The sequence below is a fragment of the Luteibacter sp. CQ10 genome (assembly GCF_040900725.1).
Classification (GTDB): domain Bacteria; phylum Pseudomonadota; class Gammaproteobacteria; order Xanthomonadales; family Rhodanobacteraceae; genus Luteibacter.
Window position 1 is genome coordinate 819,913 of sequence record NZ_JAEUYM010000002.1, and the last position, 17,731, is coordinate 837,643.

14 protein-coding genes are annotated in these 17,731 nt (G+C 64.2%); 4 read left to right on the forward strand and 10 right to left on the reverse strand.

Features of this window, described 5'->3' with window-relative positions:
* Nucleotides 1-99: 99 nt before the first annotated feature.
* Together JNG39_RS12445 and JNG39_RS12450 are read left to right on the forward strand one after the other, a co-directional pair.
* Nucleotides 100-2,307, forward strand: coding sequence for a glycoside hydrolase family 3 C-terminal domain-containing protein (locus JNG39_RS12445; RefSeq protein ID WP_368311753.1), 2,208 nt, complete (start codon nucleotides 100-102; stop codon nucleotides 2,305-2,307).
* 105 nt (nucleotides 2,308-2,412) lie between these two features.
* The gene (locus JNG39_RS12450; protein WP_368311754.1) at nucleotides 2,413-3,180 is read left to right on the forward strand and encodes a transporter; all 768 of its coding nucleotides are present in this window, start codon (nucleotides 2,413-2,415) and stop codon (nucleotides 3,178-3,180) included.
* A 208-nt stretch (nucleotides 3,181-3,388) separates the two neighbouring features.
* Here JNG39_RS12450 and JNG39_RS12455 read toward each other — a convergent pair whose 3' ends face one another.
* The 8 genes from JNG39_RS12455 to JNG39_RS12490 form a co-directional block, all read right to left on the reverse strand.
* Complete coding sequence (locus tag JNG39_RS12455) at nucleotides 3,389-4,585, reverse strand: hypothetical protein (protein WP_368311755.1); 1,197 nt, start codon at nucleotides 4,583-4,585, stop codon at nucleotides 3,389-3,391.
* Nucleotides 4,582-5,595 (reverse strand): RimK family alpha-L-glutamate ligase, encoded by a 1,014-nt coding sequence (locus JNG39_RS12460; RefSeq protein ID WP_368311757.1) that lies wholly within the window; start codon nucleotides 5,593-5,595, stop codon nucleotides 4,582-4,584. The genes JNG39_RS12455 and JNG39_RS12460 overlap by 4 nt, the downstream gene beginning before the upstream one ends.
* A gap of 154 nt (nucleotides 5,596-5,749) precedes the next feature.
* Entirely contained in the window at nucleotides 5,750-5,926 is a 177-nt protein-coding gene (locus JNG39_RS12465) for a hypothetical protein (RefSeq protein ID WP_368311759.1), read from the reverse strand.
* A 63-nt stretch (nucleotides 5,927-5,989) separates the two neighbouring features.
* Nucleotides 5,990-8,086, reverse strand: a complete 2,097-nt coding sequence (locus JNG39_RS12470) for a peptidase domain-containing ABC transporter (RefSeq protein WP_368311760.1) — start codon at nucleotides 8,084-8,086, stop codon at nucleotides 5,990-5,992.
* Entirely contained in the window at nucleotides 8,079-9,245 is a 1,167-nt protein-coding gene (locus tag JNG39_RS12475) for an HlyD family secretion protein (protein ID WP_368311761.1), read from the reverse strand. Before JNG39_RS12475 ends, JNG39_RS12470 begins: the two co-directional genes overlap by 8 nt.
* An 861-nt stretch (nucleotides 9,246-10,106) precedes the next feature.
* On the reverse strand, nucleotides 10,107-10,892 hold the full coding sequence (locus tag JNG39_RS12480) for an AcvB/VirJ family lysyl-phosphatidylglycerol hydrolase (protein ID WP_368311762.1): 786 nt from the start codon (nucleotides 10,890-10,892) through the stop codon (nucleotides 10,107-10,109).
* Nucleotides 10,889-13,489 (reverse strand): bifunctional lysylphosphatidylglycerol flippase/synthetase MprF, encoded by a 2,601-nt coding sequence (gene mprF, locus JNG39_RS12485; protein WP_368311763.1) that lies wholly within the window; start codon nucleotides 13,487-13,489, stop codon nucleotides 10,889-10,891. Before mprF ends, JNG39_RS12480 begins: the two co-directional genes overlap by 4 nt.
* A gap of 236 nt (nucleotides 13,490-13,725) precedes the next feature.
* A complete protein-coding gene (locus tag JNG39_RS12490; RefSeq protein ID WP_368311764.1) occupies nucleotides 13,726-14,430 on the reverse strand; it encodes a pirin family protein in 705 nt (234 codons plus the stop codon).
* Between the two features lie 195 nt (nucleotides 14,431-14,625).
* Between JNG39_RS12490 and JNG39_RS12495 the strand changes: the two genes are divergently transcribed.
* Nucleotides 14,626-15,630, forward strand: a complete 1,005-nt coding sequence (locus JNG39_RS12495) for an LLM class flavin-dependent oxidoreductase (RefSeq protein ID WP_368311765.1) — start codon at nucleotides 14,626-14,628, stop codon at nucleotides 15,628-15,630.
* Nucleotides 15,627-16,073: a putative toxin-antitoxin system toxin component, PIN family gene (locus JNG39_RS12500; RefSeq protein WP_368311766.1), complete on the forward strand. Its 447-nt coding sequence runs from the start codon at nucleotides 15,627-15,629 to the stop codon at nucleotides 16,071-16,073. The genes JNG39_RS12495 and JNG39_RS12500 overlap by 4 nt, the downstream gene beginning before the upstream one ends.
* A 135-nt stretch (nucleotides 16,074-16,208) precedes the next feature.
* On the opposite strand, the gene JNG39_RS12505 is transcribed toward JNG39_RS12500, so the two are convergent.
* Both JNG39_RS12505 and JNG39_RS12510 read right to left on the reverse strand, forming a co-directional pair.
* Entirely contained in the window at nucleotides 16,209-16,856 is a 648-nt protein-coding gene (locus tag JNG39_RS12505) for a DUF6348 family protein (RefSeq protein WP_368311767.1), read from the reverse strand.
* Nucleotides 16,857-16,882: 26 nt separating this feature from the next.
* Nucleotides 16,883-17,701: a DUF72 domain-containing protein gene (locus tag JNG39_RS12510; RefSeq protein ID WP_368311769.1), complete on the reverse strand. Its 819-nt coding sequence runs from the start codon at nucleotides 17,699-17,701 to the stop codon at nucleotides 16,883-16,885.
* Nucleotides 17,702-17,731: the final 30 nt, after the last annotated feature.

Sequence of the window (17,731 nt, forward strand, 5' to 3'; positions counted from 1 at the left end):
CTCCCCGGCAAGCATCGAGGGTAACCCTTCACGGTCTCGAGGGTTGCGATAAAAACGTTACGGCGCCAAGGTTCTGCTTTTCCCGATCGAGCCGCGCCCATGCCCTCCATCCTGCGCCCCACCGCCCTCGCCGTCGCCATCGGCCTCGCCGGTACCGCCGCGGCCGCCACGGCGCCGGACAGGCCCTGGATGGATCGCTCACTGTCGGCCGACAAGCGCGCCGAACTGGTGGTGGCGGCGATAAGCGACGACGAAAAGTTCGCGCTCATCCACTCCAAATTCGGCAGAAAGGAAAACGAGAAGGAAGCCACGCCGCCCGAAGGCGCGCTCGGTGGCGCGGGCTACATGCCGGGGATTCCGCGCCTGGGCCTTCCCGTGGTGCAGGAGACCGACGCCGGCCTGGGCGTCGCGCGTCCGGCCTACGCCGGCAAGGGCGGCATCTCGCTGCCCGCCGGGCTGTCCACCGCCGCCAGTTTCGATCCCGCCGTGGCCCGGGCGGGTGGACGCATGATCGGTGGCGAGGCGCGCGACAGCGGTTTCGGCGTGATGCTGGTCGGTGGCGTCAACATCGCGCGCGATCCGCGCAACGGCCGCAACTTCGAATACGCGGGCGAGGACCCGGTGCTCGCGGGCACCCTGGTGGGTTCGGCGGTGAAGGGCGTGCAGGACAACCGCCTCGTCGCCACGGTGAAGCACTTCGCCGTCAACGACCTGGAGACCGGCCGCAATTCGCATAGCGCCGAACTCGATCCGGTGGCCATGCGCGAATCCGACCTGCTGGCGTTCCAGCTGGCCATCGCCAAGGGCGATCCCGGTTCGGTCATGTCGTCGTACAACAAGGTCAACGGCACCTGGGCGGGCGAGAACGACTGGTTGCTCAACCGCGTGCTCAAGGGCGAGTGGGGCTTTCGTGGCTTCGTGATGTCCGACTGGGGCGGTGCGCACAGTGGCGCCACGGCGGCGCTGGCCGGGCTCGACCAGGAATCGGCCGCGGAAGCCTTCGACAGCGAGGTCTTTTTCGACAAGCCGCTGCGCGCCGCACTGGCCGACGGAAGCTTTCCCAAGGAACGGCTGGACGACATGGCCCGCCGCATCCTGCGCAGCCTGTTCGCCCACGGCGTGATCGACGAGCCGCCGAAGGTCGGGAAGATCGACGTCGCGGCCGATCGCGACGTGGCCCGCGATACCGAGGAAGCCGGCGCGGTGCTGCTGCGCAACGAGGCCGGCTTGCTCCCCCTGGCCGGCAAGGGCCAGTCAGTGGCGGTGATCGGCGGCCATGCCGACAAGGGCGTGCTGGCCGGCGGCGGATCGTCGCTGGTCACCGACCTCTCCGGCGATCCGGTGACCGGCCTGCAGCCCACGACCTGGCCGGGTCCGGTGAAATACCACCCGTCGGCGCCGCTCGCGTTCATCCGGCCGATGGCGGAAAAGGCCACGTTCGATCCGGGTACCGACCCTGCCGCCGCGGCGAAAGCGGCCGCGGCCGCCGACGTGGCGATCGTCTTCGTGACCAAGTGGGCGGCCGAATCCTTCGACACGCCCGACCTCGCGCTGCCCGACGGGCAGGACGCGCTGGTCGAGGCCGTGGCCAAGGCCAATCCGCGCACGGTCGTGGTGCTGGAAACCAATGGCCCGGTGAAGATGCCCTGGCTCGATCACGTCGGTGCCGTGCTGCAGGCGTGGTACCCGGGCTCGGGCGGCGGCGACGCCATCGCCCGCCTGCTGTACGGCAAGGTGTCGCCCGGCGGCCGCCTGCCGCTGAGCTGGCCCAAGGACGAGTCGCAGTTGCCGCGGCCGGTCATCCAGGGCGCGGGCCTGCCCGCCAGCGGCGCGCCGGCCGAACGCATCGACTACAACATCGAGGGCGCCGACGTCGGCTACCGCTGGTACGAGAAGACCGGCAAGGAGCCGCTGTTCCCGTTCGGCTACGGCCTCACCTACGCCAGCTTCGCCTACGACGGCTTCAGCGTGGACACCGATCCGTCGGGTCGCCCGGTCGCCCACCTCACCGTGAAGAACACGGGCAAGGTCGCGGCCTCCGACGTGCCGCAGATCTACGTCACGGGCCCGTCCGGCGGCACGCGCCGCCTCGCCGGCTGGACGAAGCTCACGCTCGATCCGGGAGCGAGCCGCCGCGTCGATATTCCCTTGGAACCGCTGGCGCTGGCGCGCTGGGACGACGCGGGGCGACGCTGGCGCATCGGCGCCGGGAGCTACACGTTGAAGCTCGGCCGCACGGCGGTGGATTTCGAAGGTGAGGCGAAGATCGAATTGCCCGAGAGTTTTCCGATGGCGAAGGCGCCGTAGTCGCGACAACCCGATTCATCGCCGCAGGCCGGTGCCTACGGCGAGGCGTCCGGCCTTCGCCCGACACTACACGTCAAAACGACAGTTCATGCGAAGAATGACCGCATGAAAACACGCCTCGCCCTCCTCGCGCTCGCCGCCCTTCCCGCGGTCGCCCTCGCCGATCCGCCCGACTTCGATCGTCCCGGCGCCGGCTTCGCCACGTCGGTGCTCCCCGTCGGCACGCTCGCGCTCGAACAGGGCCTGCCCACTTACGAACGCCTACGCCAGGACGGCCTGCTCGATCGCACCTACACCGCCGACAGCCTGATCCGCGTCGGTCTGGGCGGTGCCTGGGAAGGCCAGCTCGGCGGCTCGGCATGGAACCGGCTCGAGGAGCGCGGCGGCGGCACGCGTCGTCATGCCGTGGGTCACGGCGACACCAGCGTCGCGCTCAAGTACGCGCCTTCAGGCACCGACGGCGACGGGAGCTTCACCTGGGCGGCCTTGGGCCAAGTGACCTTCGCCAACGGCGACGAAGACTTCGGCAACGGCGCGCGCCAGTACAGCCTGGGCAGCACGATGCAGTGGAAGCCCGACCAGGATCACCAGAATACGCTCTACGCCAACCTCGACCGCCTGAAGGGCCGGAATACCTGGACGCTCGCCCCGACCTTCGGCCGCACGTTCGGCGAAAACTGGATGGGATACGTGGAGATGGATGCCATTCACGACGCTGAGGACGGCAACGAGGTGCAGGCTGGCGGTGGGCTCGCCTATACGATAGGCGACCACGCGCAGTTGGACGCTTACGTGTTGCATCGGGTCGGAAGCCACGGGCCCTCGGTGCGGGCGGGACTGGGCGTGTCCGTATTTTTCGGACGGAAAAGCTAGCCGCGATTCGCCCGTCGCATGGCGAGGAAGACCATTGCGGTACCTAGCAATCCCAGCAGCAGTCCAATGCCAGCTCCAAAGAGCGAGCCGACCCTATCGTCGACGAGGTATCCGATGCCGCAGCCCAGCAGCGCGAAAACGGGAATTGGTAGGCAACCCATCGCGAGAGCCTAAAGCACTCGCGATGACAATGCCAAGCGCGGGCATGTCACCGAGACAACGGAACGACCTTGATGGCTTTACCTCGCGTGCCGATATAGCGCACCTCGATCCCGCCCGAGGGAAGCAACAAGGTGATGTCCTTCTTGCCCTGGGTCATGCTGGCATCCAGCGGCACGGCCGTGGCGACGTCGCCTTTGCGATACGCCTGTACGAGGCAAGGATCGCTTCCGCAAGGGGCCGCGGTGATGTGCACCAGTCGCTCGGACGGCGCCAGTGTGGCCCAGCCATCCCGTGCGGGACCGGAGCGCTGTACGTGGCCTATGATGGATACGTCGAATTGGGCCGGTTCGGCCGCCCAGGGCTTGCCGTTTTTTTGAAGCACGAACAGTCCGTTGCCAGGCATCGTGCGACCCGTCGCCCCATCGAAGGCATAAACCTGATCGATGACGAAAGGCGTGAACCCCAGTTTTTGACCGAGACGGGCTGCCATCGGCTCCTGTCCCTGCAGATAGCCACCCTTCCGCTTATACGCATGGGCGAGACCTGCAAGGACGACAACCCGGTGGCCGCCTCCGTCGCGCACTCTGTTCGCAAGGTTCTCGGCCTGGGCTTCCTCGCGGGATGCAACGTCCAGTTGCCGGTCGCTGGTGACGTCGTAGCCGGTTACCTTGAAGCCGAGTCGTAATGCCTCACGCACAAGACGTCCCATGATCGGTTCTCGCGTGTAATAGCCACTTTTATAGACGGGGTAGCCGCGTGATCCCAATGCGCCGTCGCCCACACTCAACGCTTCGAGAGCCAGCGTATCAAATCCCTGCTTGCGCAAGACAGGAAGTAGCTCCAATGGGAGAAGGCGAGTTTCCGGATGATCGTGGACCTCGTTGAAAATCACCACGCGTTGCCTTTCCGTCCATTCGGGGATGGCTGTAATCGCACTTGAGATGGTGAAACCACTGCCGGAGCCAGGAAGCGCGACGGGAGGAACGACTTCGACGGGGGTATTGGCGTAGTGGCCGGCCCACGTCGCGACATCGCCATAAGTCATGCAGTCATCGTCATCGGCATGATTGGCATCCTCGCACCATGCGGCGAAACGCTTCTGAAATTCCAGAGGGCTCCTTTCGTAGCCGCTCAAGACTTCATCAGCGGACGGAGGTCGCTGGCTGGTGAGCGTGGCCGCATGGAGGATCGGGGATGCAAAAGCAGCGAGCGCGGAAAGCACGACGAGCCTTGAAACCATCATGCCACCTCTTCCGATATGACATGGGATGGCCGGTAGGCGTTACCATAGCCAACACTTAGATGCGCCTCCCAATATCGATATTCGTCGCTTTTTGTAAAATCGTCGATGGTGAGAACGCGCCTATCATCCTTCTTGCCGATCAGAAAATTCGTGAACTGATGCATGATTGGAATGGAAGGGACGAACGATTCGAGAAACATAAATTGTCCCGCGGGATTTAGATCGAGAAATACAAGGTCGCCTTCTGAGGTCTGTGCAAAATCGCAACTCGCATAGACAATGCCAAGTTGGTCGCACATGGCATCCATGATGGCCTTAATGCGGGCACACACCGGGAAAGCGGAGGCCCGCATTTCCGGATGAAACATGTTGAGTCGCGAGTCGATCCGAGCATCGCCGGCAGTCGGTTGCTCCATTCGAATGGCGGTACAGCTATCTCCCATCTTGACGACGCGGATATCGGCGACTTTCTTGATTTTTTCCTGGTATATCATGGGGCAGACCCGAATCGCATCATCATCCAATGGTGTTGACGGGCTGACGATGCTCGCCTGAGTCTGAAATGCGACTTCGCCATCATTGATCCAGAAATGCCCAATTTGCGGCTTGACGACGACAGCGCCGTGCTCGGAAATGAAAGCCTTTACTTCCACCGGGTCACGGGAAACGAGCGTGACGGGAATGATCGCACCTGCTTTCGCGGCGATCCGAAGCTGTAGGAGTTTGTTTTCGGCCAGCGCCGCACCTGTTGGGGGATTGACCCAGTGCGCTCCACCTCGATGGTGAATGAGTTCAAGTATCGATCGTTCGAACTGCCTCAATTCCCCCTCTACGAAACGACGATCGGATGCGTGCACTCGCGGATTCGGGTCGCGTGGATAGATCCTGCGTCGCCAGACGACATCCGGTTGTTCCATGCCGTCCAACCGAATCGTCTCTTCATCCATCGATGTGAGGAGGTAGCTATAGTGCTCGCTCGATTCATGGCTGGTGGTATCGAGAAATGACACTCGGCACCCTCTCCTACGGAGCATCCATGCGATGCACACCGAGTGGAGGTCGGCAGGAGACGATACGATCAGTATGGATCTCATGGAGGCTTCCCAGCAGAAAGGCGAATGATGAAAGACGGGCGCGTAATAGCGCGCCCGTCTCCTTTGCTTATTACCAGTCGATACCTGCGTCGACGCCAGCGTCGCCACCCGACGAGACGCCGGCGCAGACGGTCTTGCTGACCTTCTGCAGAGCGCCGGAAACCTGGTTGATTTCTTCGGCCGAGAGCTCGTGGGCCAACTGGCGGCCGAGCGGGCGGACCACTTCAACAACGTTCTGGTTTTCCATCTTCTTTCTCCTTGGTAATCCCGGCACCGTGCCGGAATGCGTTCGTCTAGCGGACGTGTGCGATTACGTCGCTGACATAAGCGATATGATCCGATCAGTGCTTTCTATCGTGCTTGGTCTATGGGCTATCACGATGCGCGTCATGTCGAGTGTGCTGATCAGTCGATTAATCCGGCATTCCCGATCTTCGTCGAGGTGGCTCGTGGCTTCATCCAGCAGGAGGATCGACGGCTGACGATATAGCGCCCTGGCTAGGATCACGCGCTGCCGCTGTCCGCCTGACAACATGGATCCCATATCCCCTACCAATGATTCATAGCCCATCGGCATATGAATGATGTCGTCGTGAATCTCGGCCCGCATGCATGCTGTGGCGATGTGCTCAAGCGTTGCGTTGGGGCTTTCGTCGAAAAAGGTGACGTTGTCGGCGATCGATCCGGCGAAAAGGTGATCATCCTGCATCACGGAGGCGACCATTTCCCGGTAGCGCCGCAGTCCAAGATGTCGCACGTCCACGCCTCCAACAAGTACGCTACCCTCCGTGGGTTGGAGTAAGCCAAGAAGGATCTTGGCCAATGTGGACTTGCCGCATCCCGATGGTCCCGTGATTGCGACGGACTCACCGGCTTCTATGGTGAAGTTGAGGTTGCGAAAGACCCATGGTTCGCTTTCGGCGTAGCGGAACGAGAGGTTGCGCGCTTCGATCGAAGCTAGTGGTTCGGGCGTCGAATGTGTGGCGTACTGGTCGGCTTCGGCCTCAGCGAGGGCGATATCCTCGATTCGATCCTTGTGGAGATCGAGAAAGCGGAATTCGACGAGCTTGTCGATGAATCCGGCAAGTTTGGTTCCGAACTGGTCGGAATATGCAACGAAGGCAACGAACATACCGGGTGAGAACTGATTCTTCACCACCAGGCGGGCTCCCAACGTGATGACCATGATGCGTTGCAATGCATTGAGGCCGCGATTCACCGCACCGAAAGCCATGTCGAATCGTTGTACTGCGATATCCCTAAGGGCCGCTTGATTGACGGCGTCGTCGAGGCGACGAATCCTTAGGTTTTGCTTGTTCGCAATCTTGATTGCCTGAATGTTTCTGACCGACTCCATCAATTCGGTTTGTTGCCGTGCGCTATGTACGAGCCGTTCCTCGCCGAGCCGCCAGGATGTGCGATATGCGAGGACACGAAGAGCGGCATAGGCGAGCATAAAGGCGACGACTGTGCCAGTTAGCGATGGACTGTAGAGACCTAGGATCGCCAACGTGAGCAGGCCGAAAACTCCATCAAGGATCGCCTCGACGAATCCACCGGTCAGCGTCGTTTGTATGGACTGCAATGAGTTGAAGCGTGATACGACGTCGCCAATGTGGCGCTTCTGGAAAAAGTCCAGTGGCAGTTCAAGGAGATGGCTGAAGAGGTTGTGCGTCCACTGCATCTGGATAGTGGCTCCCAACCAACTAATGAGCCAAGATCTGCCAATGGAAAGCACGAGCTGAAGTAATGCGGCCAAGCCGAAGCCGATGGCAATGGCGACGAGCAGGCCACGATCGCTTGTCCCGATTACCTGGTCCATGACCCACTGCAGCTGGAACGGCAGCGCGAGCGCGAGTATCTCGATAGCGAGTGCGAGTCCGAATATCTGTAGCATAGATCGCTTCAGACCTTGCATCTTGCCGAGCAAGCCGCGCAGGGAGATGCGCTTAGCCGTGCCTTTTGTTGCCCTGAAGCTTGGTGAAGGCTTTATCTCCAGCACTATGCCCGTGAAATGACGGCTCATCTCGTCGAAGCTCATTCGAACCCGGCCACGCGCGGGGTCGAAAATATCCGCCTTGCCTCGGGCGCAACGGTTCAATACCACGAAATGATTCATGTCCCAGTGCAGAATGCATGGTTCGCTCAACGTCGGGAGGTAGTCGAGTTCGGCACGCATAGGTCTTGCGTCGAACGTCAACGCGGCGGCTATCTGGACCATGCCCATCAAGGTGCTGCCGCGAAGCGAGGTTCCGTAAAGCCGCCGAAGCTGGGGGAGTTCAATATCGTGGCCGTGGTACTTTGAGATCATCGCCAGACACGCGAGCCCGCATTCGGTTGCCTCGGTCTGCAGCACAAGGCGAATATCACGCCCGCGACTCGCCGACTCACGTTGACCATCAGCCATGGGCCGACACCTTTCTTTCTGCGTTGGTCCATTGGCTTCGCCATCCAAGGAAGGGCTCAAACATCCACTCGATGAGACGGCGGCGGTCTAAAGTGATGTCGGCGTCGATCGCCATGCCGGGTTTCAATGGTTCATCGTGCCCGTACGTGACAATGGTTTGCCTATCCAGGGTCACCAAGACTCTATACCGCGCTTCCTTGAACTCTTGCCCGTTTTGCCGGTTGATGTCGGGCGCGGGAACAGCGCTTCTGGCGATCGTCGCTACGCGGCCCGTCTGGATTCCGAATTTCTGGTATGGGTAGGCTTCATAGCGGAGTCGTACCTGCGCGCCGGCTTCGAGAAAGCCGATGGCCCTGCTCGGCAGCCATAGCTCAGCTTGAAGGATTGCTTTTCCAGGAAGCAGCGTGAGAAGCAGTTGATGTTCGGACACCGATTGGCCGGCGTGGACCAGCACAGTGGATATCAATCCGTCGTTGGGCGCGCGAAGAACGGTCTGGCGCGCGGCTGCGTTACTTGATAACGACGAATCTATATCAGAGATCCTTCGCTTGATGTCCCGGATGCTACGTTCCGTTTCCATATCGATTCCGGCCAGTTCGGAACGGGCCTCAGCAATATGTTGATCGAGTGCGAGTCCTTGCTGTTGCAGGCTTCGTTCTTTCGACTCATGTTGGAGGACGACGTCCCCTTGCTGTGCGAGTTGAGCCTTGCTGATAAATCCCTTGTTCGCTGATATCTTCCATTGAGCATACAGGTCGCGAGCAGTCTCGGAGGGGCCCTTTTCCAAGGCGAGTTGTTGGCGTATAGCCTCGGCCTGGCCTTCTAGGAGCGCGATTTTTTCGCGAAAGAGCGCCTTTTTACGTTGCGCTTCGTCTGGCTGGATACGTGCGTCGGCTATCAGGGATGCCCGCTTGTCGGCGAGTTGCAGCGATGCTTCCGCGTACATGCCTCCATGCTCGAGGCTTTCCCGCTCGCTCGACAGGATGAGGAGGGCATCTCCAGCATGTACATGCGAGCCGTCCGCAACCAAGATATTGACGATGCTCGCTTGAGCGGGTGCTACGACGTTGGCGAGGCCTCCGATCGGCACAAGCCATCCCGCCGCCTGTTCACGACGGGTGTAGTGGAACGAAACGAGGATGACGGCGGTGAACGCCAAGCAGAGCACGCTTGCGGCAAAAAGCGCCCAGCCTAATCGAGGAGGACGAATGACAACGGCATGAAGCGGTTGTGCTCGCGCTGCCAAGACTTCTTGTCTAAAAAGCATACCTGCCCATTCCCCTAATCCCTGACATGAGCGCGGTAAATCAGCGTTTCATGTGTCCTTCATTTAACCTACACACCGAAATGCCGTGCGTCAAGATTGGTCGGAGTTCACAGTCAAGATCGCCTACGACGATGACGAGCGCGGTTCCGCTGGCAAAAAACATGGCCCTCGCGCTCACGCGGAGGGCCATGGCGACCGTCCCTTGGTCAAGTGGCAAGCCACATAACGCGGCCCGGCGAAGCCGGCGCGGCGTTATCGCCGATGAAGGGGGGATCGATCCTGGCACTAGGGACGGACGGCATCCTGCCGTCGGATCGGTCATCGGCGATTCGCTGCCCCGGTGGCCGGGTGACCGTCCGGAGCATGGACGTTATCTCCCGCACGCGCGTGCCCGACGGATATAGGAGGATTCTTAAAAATCGGCAAACTTTGCCTGATAAGAGGAGATGTTCCTCAAAATCGCCATCAAGCCGGGACGCGACGAGTCCCGGGACGGGACGGATGGCGTGCCTGGGGCACCTCGCGCGGTGCCGGTTTGGCCGTCGGGGGCGGCGGTGTGCCGCGGCTGGCCAGGCTGCGCAGCTGCGCGCAGTCCGAGGTGCCGTAATCGCGTTTTCCGGGTTCTCTCTGCATGGTCGGATCCTCTGCCGTTCCCTCCCGAACGAGCAGCGTGATACCGAATAGGGAAATTTACGGTGGCGCCGCGGTGAAGGTTCCGTGACAAGGCCTTCGCCCGCCGACCTCGCGTACGCGTTAAGGCGACGTGGAGGCGTTGTCGGGCATGCGCTGGATCAGCTCGGTGGCCAACCGCTCGTAGTTCTCGTCGAAGTGGTGCGAGCCGGGCTTCTTGTAGACCGTGACGAAGGCGGGCAGGCGCCTATCGGTGCAGACGCTGTCGTCGGCGTCTTCCTCGCCGTAATAGCAGGCCATCGGCGGCTTGCCGCCCAGCCGCTCGATGGGCGGCATCGCGTCGGTGTGCACGACGGGGTTGATCCATTGCAGGAGATTATGGGTGTGCGTGGTCCACCAGCCCTGCTTCATGTAGCCCTCGAGCTCGATCTCGAAGTTCACGTCGCGGCTTCCCGAGAGCAGCACGAGCTGGCTCAGGCGGGCGCGATTGTCCGGCCGGATGCCTTCCACGATGGTCGGCAGCACGTCGGCACCGAACGAATAACCGATCAGGAGAACGCGACGCTTTTGCCACTGCGCGGTGTACTTGTCGAGCAACCGGTCGAGGTCGTGCGCGGATTCCTCGGGCGAACGGTATCGCCAGAAGTACTTGAAGGTGCTGATGCCGGCCACCGGCACGCCGCGCTGGGTGAACACGGCGCCCAGGCGCTGGTCGAGGTCCCACCAGCCGCCGTCGCCGGAGTAGATCACCACCAGCAGGTCTTCCTGGCCCTTCGGGGGCGACGTCAGCGCCGGCAGTTCGACGGTGGAAACTTCCAGCGACGCGCGCGTCCAGGGATGCCAGGCCAGCAAGCCGACGGCGAGGACCAGGCCCAGGCCGAGCAGGACGTAACGAAGGATCTTCCTCACCGGCGCACCACTCCGCCCAGGCCGCCTGAGATCAGGCTGGCGACGTTGGCCAGTGCCAGCGGCAGCGCGATGCCGCCGCCCACCGCGATGTAGCGCGGCTCCCACTCGGGATCGAACTTGTCCTTGTAACGATGCAGCCCTCGGAAGTTGTAGAAGCGCTCGCCGCGGCCGAACACCATGGCGCCGAAGCGGCTCCACAGCGGCGCGGTACGTCGGTTGGTCAGGCCCGACAGGGGCGCCATGCCGAGGTTGAACCAGCGATAGCCCTCGGCTTTCGCCCAGACCATCAGTTCGATGAACAGGAAATCCATGATGCCGGCGGGGCCTTCGGGCAGGTGGCGCATGAGGTCGACGGAGGCTTCTTCCTTCGACGTGGTGAGGAACATGTTGGCGAAGGCCACCGGCTCGTCGTTCTGCCAGACCACCGCCATGGGCGTGCGGGCCAGGTAACGCTCGTCGAAAAGGCCCAGGGAGAAACGCTTCTCGCGCACTTTCTTGTCGCGCATCCAGGCGTCGGAGATCGTCTTCAGCCGAGGCAGCAGGGCGGGCACCCGCTCGGCCGGCACCACCTCCATGCGCAGGCCGTCGCGGGATAGCTTGTTCACGGTGCCACGCAGGGTCTTCTTCGACTTGCCGTCGAGGTTGAAGGTCTCCAGGCGCACGCGGGCCTCCTCGCCGATCTTCAGCAGGTTCATGCCCACTTCGAGGTAGAGGTCGAGGTCGGCCGGGCGCACCTGGTAGAACAGCGGCCATCCTCCGGCGCGTTCGCAGGCCTCGCGAAACGCCCAGACCAGTTCGCGGCGCGCGTCCTCGTCCTCGCCCACCGGGTCGCCCATGGCCACCCAGCTGCGGCCCTCGATGTCGTACATGAGGAAGGCGCGATCGTCGGGGGCGAACATCAGCGTCTTGTCGCCGACGAGGGCCAGGTGGGCCTGCGCCGAATCGAAGGTCTTCAGCAAGGGCATCGCCCGGGCCATTTCCTCTTCGCCCGGACGCGCGCGGCGTGGGCGTTCGGGGCGGATGAGGTTGGCCAGCGCGAACAGCATCACCACGGCGGCGGCGCCGACCAGCGCACGCAGGGCGCGAGGCGCGCCACCGTGGCGGAAGCTGAACTCCCACCAGAGGTTGTTGCTGTATTCCACGTGCTTGAAGCTGAAGAACACCAGCCAGGTGGCGCAGCCGAAAACGGCGGCGATGGCCAGCACCCAGCCGGGCGAGAAGGTGGCGCGGAACAGCGAGGCGCGGCGATAGAAGTGGCGGTGCGCCGGCGCGAGGGCCAGGGCCAGCAGGCACAGCAGCGAGGCTTCCTCGTAGTCGATGCCCTTGAGCAGCGAGAACACCGCGCCGAGAACGAGCATCACCAGGGTCAGCACGTAGGCGGCATCGAGCCGCCGCTGGAGGCCGCGGGCGAGGATGAGCAGAAGCATGCCCACCACGCTGGAGAGGAAATGCGCCGCTTCCACCAAGGGCAACGGCACGAAGCCGCGGAGGATGTCCATGCGGCCGGGGATCGCCAGGGTGGCGCCGGAGAACAGCAGCACGGCACCGCAGACCAGGGTGAGGCCGGCGAAGAACGGCGGCAGCACGGCGCTGAACCAGGGGCTGACCAGCGTGGCGTGGCGCAGGGCGCGCACCTCGCGCCAGATCACCATCAGCGTGGCGGCGGCCAGTGGCAGCAGGTAGTACACCAGGCGATAGGCGGCGAGCGCGCCGAGGATGGGCGCTTCAAGACCCTCGTTGCCGGTGGCGCCGAAGCCGGCCAGCATCACCGCTTCGAACACGCCCAGCCCACCGGGCACGTGGCTGATGAGACCGGCCATCTGGGCGAGCACGAAGATGGCGAGGAAGTGCCCGAAGCCGCCCACGATGGCCTCGGGCATCAAGACGTAGAGCACGCCGGCGGCCAGCCCCCAGTCGAGCGCGCCGATCAGCACCTGCCGCACGGCCACCACCGGCGCGGGCGCGGCCATCGCCCAGCGGCCGATCCGCAGGGGGCGGCGCATCGTCAGCGCCATGGCGATCCAGCCCGCCGGCACCAGGGCGAGCACGATCGCCAGCGGGATGCGAAGGTTCGCGAACGGGATGTCGGCGGGGATCGGCACCAGCAACAGCGTGACGCCGGTGAGCGCGGCCAGCCCCAGCCAGAAGCTCAGCGTGGTGTAGAGGACCACGCGCCCCACCTCCCCGGTGGAAAGGCCGGCCTGCACGTAGAAGCGGTAGCGGATGGAGCCCGAGACCAGCAGCGACATGCCCAGGGCGTTGGAGAAGGCATAGCTGATGAAGGAGATCAGGCCCACGCGCCTGGCCGGCAGCCGGCGGCCGATGCTGGCCAGGCCGAACCAGTCGTAGAGCGTCATCACGGCGTAGCCTGCCGCGGTCAGCAGCACGGCCAGGGCGATGTCGCCGTCGGAAAGGGAGTGCACGTAGCCGGCGATCTGCCGGTAGGTGACCTCGCTGGACATGGCGTGCAGCGCCCAGAGCGCCAAGCACAGCAAGCCGACCGACAGCAGCGGGCCGCCGATGCGCCGGAGCAGGGTCGCGTAGAACGCGGGCTTCGCGGTGGTGTTCGGGAGCCCCGGACTCGTTTCGTGCTCCACCGTGCCGCAACCCCAGGGATGACCGTTCGTAAGGGCGTGTAGGGTGCCACAGAGCGGCCTGCGAGGGCAGCGGCCAGTGCGGAGTTTTCGCTTCGCAGGATTCGCGGACACGGTCCGCTCCCACCCCTTCGGTAGCAAGCGTGCCTATGGACGGCATGGCCGGCTGGCATCTCCCACCCCCGCGGTGGCAAGGTGCCTACCGAAGGGGTGGGAGCCGATCGTATCGGCGAACGGCCTTACAGGTTGGCGCTGTCCACCAGCACCAGCTCGGCGTCTTCCAGCGCCGTCACCCGCAGCACCTTCTCATCGCGGATCGCGGCACCGTCGCGCGCATTCAGGCGTTGGCCGTTGACTTCCACGCTGCCCACGGCCGGCACCATATAGGCGCGGCGGCCCTCGCCCAGCGTGTATTCCACGGTCTGCCCGGCCTTCACCGTGGCACCCACCACGCGGGCGTCGGCCCGGATCGGCAAAGCGTCGCCATCGTCGTCCATGCCGCTGGCGAGTGTCACGAAGGAACCGGCGCGCTCATCCTTGGGGAAGGCACGGGTGCCCCAGGAGGGAGCGCCACCGCGCTTCTCGGGAATGATCCAGATCTGGAAGATCCGGGTTTCTTCCTTCTCGGCGTTGTACTCGGCGTGCTTGATGCCGGTGCCCGCACTCATCACCTGCACGTCGCCGGCCACGGTGCGGCCCTTGTTGCCGAGGCTGTCCTCGTGGCTGATGGCGCCCTGGCGAACGTAGGTGATGATTTCCATGTTGTCGTGCGGGTGCGGCGGAAAACCGCTGCCGGCCGCGATCACGTCGTCGTTCCATACGCGCAGGGCACCCCAGTGCACGCGCTCGTCGTCGTGGTAGGACGCGAACGAGAAATGGTGCTTGGCGTCGAGCCAGCCGTGGTTGGCGCCGCCGAGGCTGGCGAACGGGCGAATGTCGATCATGAGCTTCTCCCCCGGATAACCGGACTGGGTTGACGGAATGGGTGTATTTTCCTCCTCCGTGCGCGGCGTGGCGCATCGACGCGCCGAACGCATCGTTTCCGGAACGTGCCTTGTGAGGGTTGTTTTGCGGACGGGCAGGCCCATGTCGGACGCATCGGCGGCCGTGCCGCCCTCCCTATTCGAGGTAGCTTCCCGATGATCCCGTTTTCGGTGCTCGACCTGTCCCCCGTGGTGCGCGGCGCCACGCCGGGCGACGCCCTGCGCAATTCGCGCGACCTGGCCATCCATGCCGAATCCCTCGGCTTCCACCGCTACTGGTTGGCCGAGCACCACAACATGACGGGCATCGCGAGCGCCGCCACCGCCGTGGTGATCGGCTACGTGGCCGAGGCGACCCGGACGATCCGCGTCGGTTCCGGCGGCATCATGCTGCCCAACCACGCGCCACTGGTGATCGCCGAGCAGTTCGGCACGCTCGCCTCGTTGTACCCGGGCCGCATCGACCTGGGCCTGGGTCGCGCGCCGGGCACCGACCAGGGCACCGCCCGGGCCTTGCGCCGCGCGATGGGGCCCAGCGACGACCGGTTCCCGGACGACGTGCTCGAGCTGCAGCATTACCTCGGGCCGCTGCAACCCGGCCAGACCGTGCGCGCCGTGCCCGGCATGGATACGAACGTGCCGCTATGGCTGCTCGGGTCGAGCCTGTTCAGCGCGCGCCTCGCCGCCGAGCTGGGCCTGCCGTTCGCGTTCGCCTCGCACTTCGCGCCCGATCTCATGATGAAGGCGCTGGAGGTCTATCGCACGATGTTCCGCCCCTCCGAGGTGCTGGAGGCGCCGTACGCGATGCTCGGCATCAACGTGGTGGCCGCGGATACCGACGAGGAAGCGCGCCGCCTGTTCACCTCGCAGCAGCAGGCGTTCTGGAACCTGCGGCGCGGCGCGCCGGGCCAGTTGCCGCCGCCGGTGAACACCCTCGATGGCGTGTGGACACCGATGGAGAAGGCGCAGGTGGATCACGCGCTTTCCTGTGCCGTGGTCGGTTCGCCCGACAGCGTGCGCGACGGGCTTGCGGCATTCATCGAGCGCACCGGCGCGGACGAATTGATCATTACCGCGCAAATCTTCGACCACGAGGCGCGCAAGCATTCGTACACCCTCGTGGCCGCGCAGCGCGAGCGCCTGGCGGAAGCCACGGCGTGATACCGCCGCGCGTCGTCCTGGATACCAACGTCTGTCTCGACGCGTTCGTTTTCGGCGATCCGCGTGCGGCGACGCTCGTCGCGGCCATCGAGGCGGGCGAGGTGGAAGCGGTGACGCGCGCGGATTGCCGCGACGAGTGGATGGCGGTGCTGGCGTATCCGACGCTGAAACTGGACGACGCGCGTCGTTCGCATGCCGCCGGGCGTTTCGATGCGTTGCTGCGCGTGTTGCCGGATATGTCGGCGGTGACGAAGCCACCGCGGTGCCGCGATAGCGATGACCAGAAGTTTCTCGAGCTGGCCGCCGCGTCGGGCGCGGCCATTCTGTTCTCACGCGATGCCGAAGTGTTGCGGCTGGCGCGGCGGACGAAGCGCGAAGGGTTGTTCGACATCCTGCGGCCCGAGGACTGGCCTGCGTTTCGTGATGCGGATGGATCGCGATAGCCGGTTTCACCGCACTGGGCCGCTGCGTACGCAGTAACGACGAGCTCCAAGGTGATGGTTCGTCGTTCCCGCGAACGCGGGAACCCAGCGCGCTGCGATCGGTCTTCGCGATCGCGGTGATGCGGCTCCTCCGCCTCAGTCCACAGGCACCAAGGCGATGAAATTGCGCAAGCTGTAATACCGCTCGTGCTGCGGCCAGTCCACCGACGCGATGGCCTTGTGCCCCGCCGCCCACGGCTCGTTGTCCAACAGCACCTCCACCTGCGTCTTCCCGTCGCCGACATTGCCGTAGAAGACGCGGATCCAGTGCACGTCCGCGGTGAGCGGCGCGGTGGCGATGGCCGCCTCGAGGGCCGAGAGGGCATCTTCAGGAACCTCCATCGGCACGTCCTGCTCGCCACGCAACGTGAAGTCGCCGACGTAGACGGTGAACCGATGGGCCCCGGCGACGAGTTCGCGCACGGCGAGCTTCTTTTCGTCCACCACGTGCCAGCAAGCCGCCAGCATCACGAAGAAATCGTTTCGCGCGAAACCGTCCAGCGCATCGCGGCAGCCGGCCTTGCCCGCGCCGATGCCGCCGAAGCTTTCCTCGATGGTGCGCTCCTCGTCGAGTACGACGTCGATGTCGAGGCGGCCCATGCCGCCGTCCTTGCCTTCGTGCCAGATGCCGCGGACGGCGGGAAAATCGTCGCCTTCGGTGAGCAGCCAGTCTTCGTCGGGTTCGAGCCCCACGCCGTGTTCGGCGAAGAGGTCCATCAGGGTGTTCTGGATGAGGCGATCCATGGAGTATCCGTAGTGCGATAAAGACATCAGGCGTGCGTAAGCTCGCCCAGGGCGACGGCGGCGGCGGGATTGCGCTCCTTGGCCGCGGAGATGAAATACACGAAAACGTCGCGGGATGGCAGCTTCGGCGCGGCCTTGCCCACGTGCGGCAGGTCCGGTGGATCGCCACCGGCCGCCCAGGTGGCCGCGCGCCTGGCCCAGGCCTTCAGCTCCTTGGCCGGGTAACCCGTGGCCTCGTCGGACCGGCTGCGCATCAGTCGCGCGTAGACGAAGGGGCCGGTGAGGTCGGCCAGCGACGGATAGGTGTCCGAATCGGTGAACACGGTGGCGACGCCGCGTTCGCGGGCCAGGTCGAGCCAGCGCGGGTCGAGGAAGCTTTCGTGCCTGACTTCCACAGCATGGCGCAACGCGATGCCCGCGCGTGATTCAGGCAACAGATCGAGGAAGGCCGCGATGTCGTCGGGGTCGAAACGTCGGGTGGGCAGGAATTGCCAAAGGAACGGCCCCAGTCGATCGCCGAGCGCGGTGGCGTTGTCCACGAAACGCGCGACGCGCTCGCCGGTCTCCGCCAGGGCGCGTGCCTGCACGATGTGCCGGGGTGCTTTTACCGAGAAAACGAAACCCTCGGGGGTTTTTTCCGCCCATCCACGAAACGTCGCGGCGTCCGGCTGGCGATAGTAGGTGCCGTTGATCTCGATGCAGCTCACCTCGCGGCTGGCGTATTCGAGTTCTCGCTTCTGCACCAGTCCCTCGGGATAGAACACGCCGCGCCAGGGCGCATAGGTCCAGCCGCCCATGCCGCTGCGTATGGCGCCTGCCGTTTTGGTGCGTCGTTTGCCCGTCATCGTGCGCATCGTCACAAAGCGTGGGTGGAG

Coding starts and splice junctions, on each gene's coding strand:
- JNG39_RS12470 (WP_368311760.1), bottom strand. CDS start 8,086: ATGGCTGATGGTCAACGTGAGTCGGCGAGTCGCGGGCGTGATATTCGC.
- JNG39_RS12445 (WP_368311753.1), top strand. CDS start 100: ATGCCCTCCATCCTGCGCCCCACCGCCCTCGCCGTCGCCATCGGCCTC.
- JNG39_RS12455 (WP_368311755.1), bottom strand. CDS start 4,585: ATGATGGTTTCAAGGCTCGTCGTGCTTTCCGCGCTCGCTGCTTTTGCA.
- JNG39_RS12490 (WP_368311764.1), bottom strand. CDS start 14,430: ATGATCGACATTCGCCCGTTCGCCAGCCTCGGCGGCGCCAACCACGGC.
- JNG39_RS12510 (WP_368311769.1), bottom strand. CDS start 17,701: ATGACGGGCAAACGACGCACCAAAACGGCAGGCGCCATACGCAGCGGC.
- JNG39_RS12465 (WP_368311759.1), bottom strand. CDS start 5,926: ATGGAAAACCAGAACGTTGTTGAAGTGGTCCGCCCGCTCGGCCGCCAG.
- JNG39_RS12450 (WP_368311754.1), top strand. CDS start 2,413: ATGAAAACACGCCTCGCCCTCCTCGCGCTCGCCGCCCTTCCCGCGGTC.
- JNG39_RS12505 (WP_368311767.1), bottom strand. CDS start 16,856: ATGGATCGCCTCATCCAGAACACCCTGATGGACCTCTTCGCCGAACAC.
- JNG39_RS12495 (WP_368311765.1), top strand. CDS start 14,626: ATGATCCCGTTTTCGGTGCTCGACCTGTCCCCCGTGGTGCGCGGCGCC.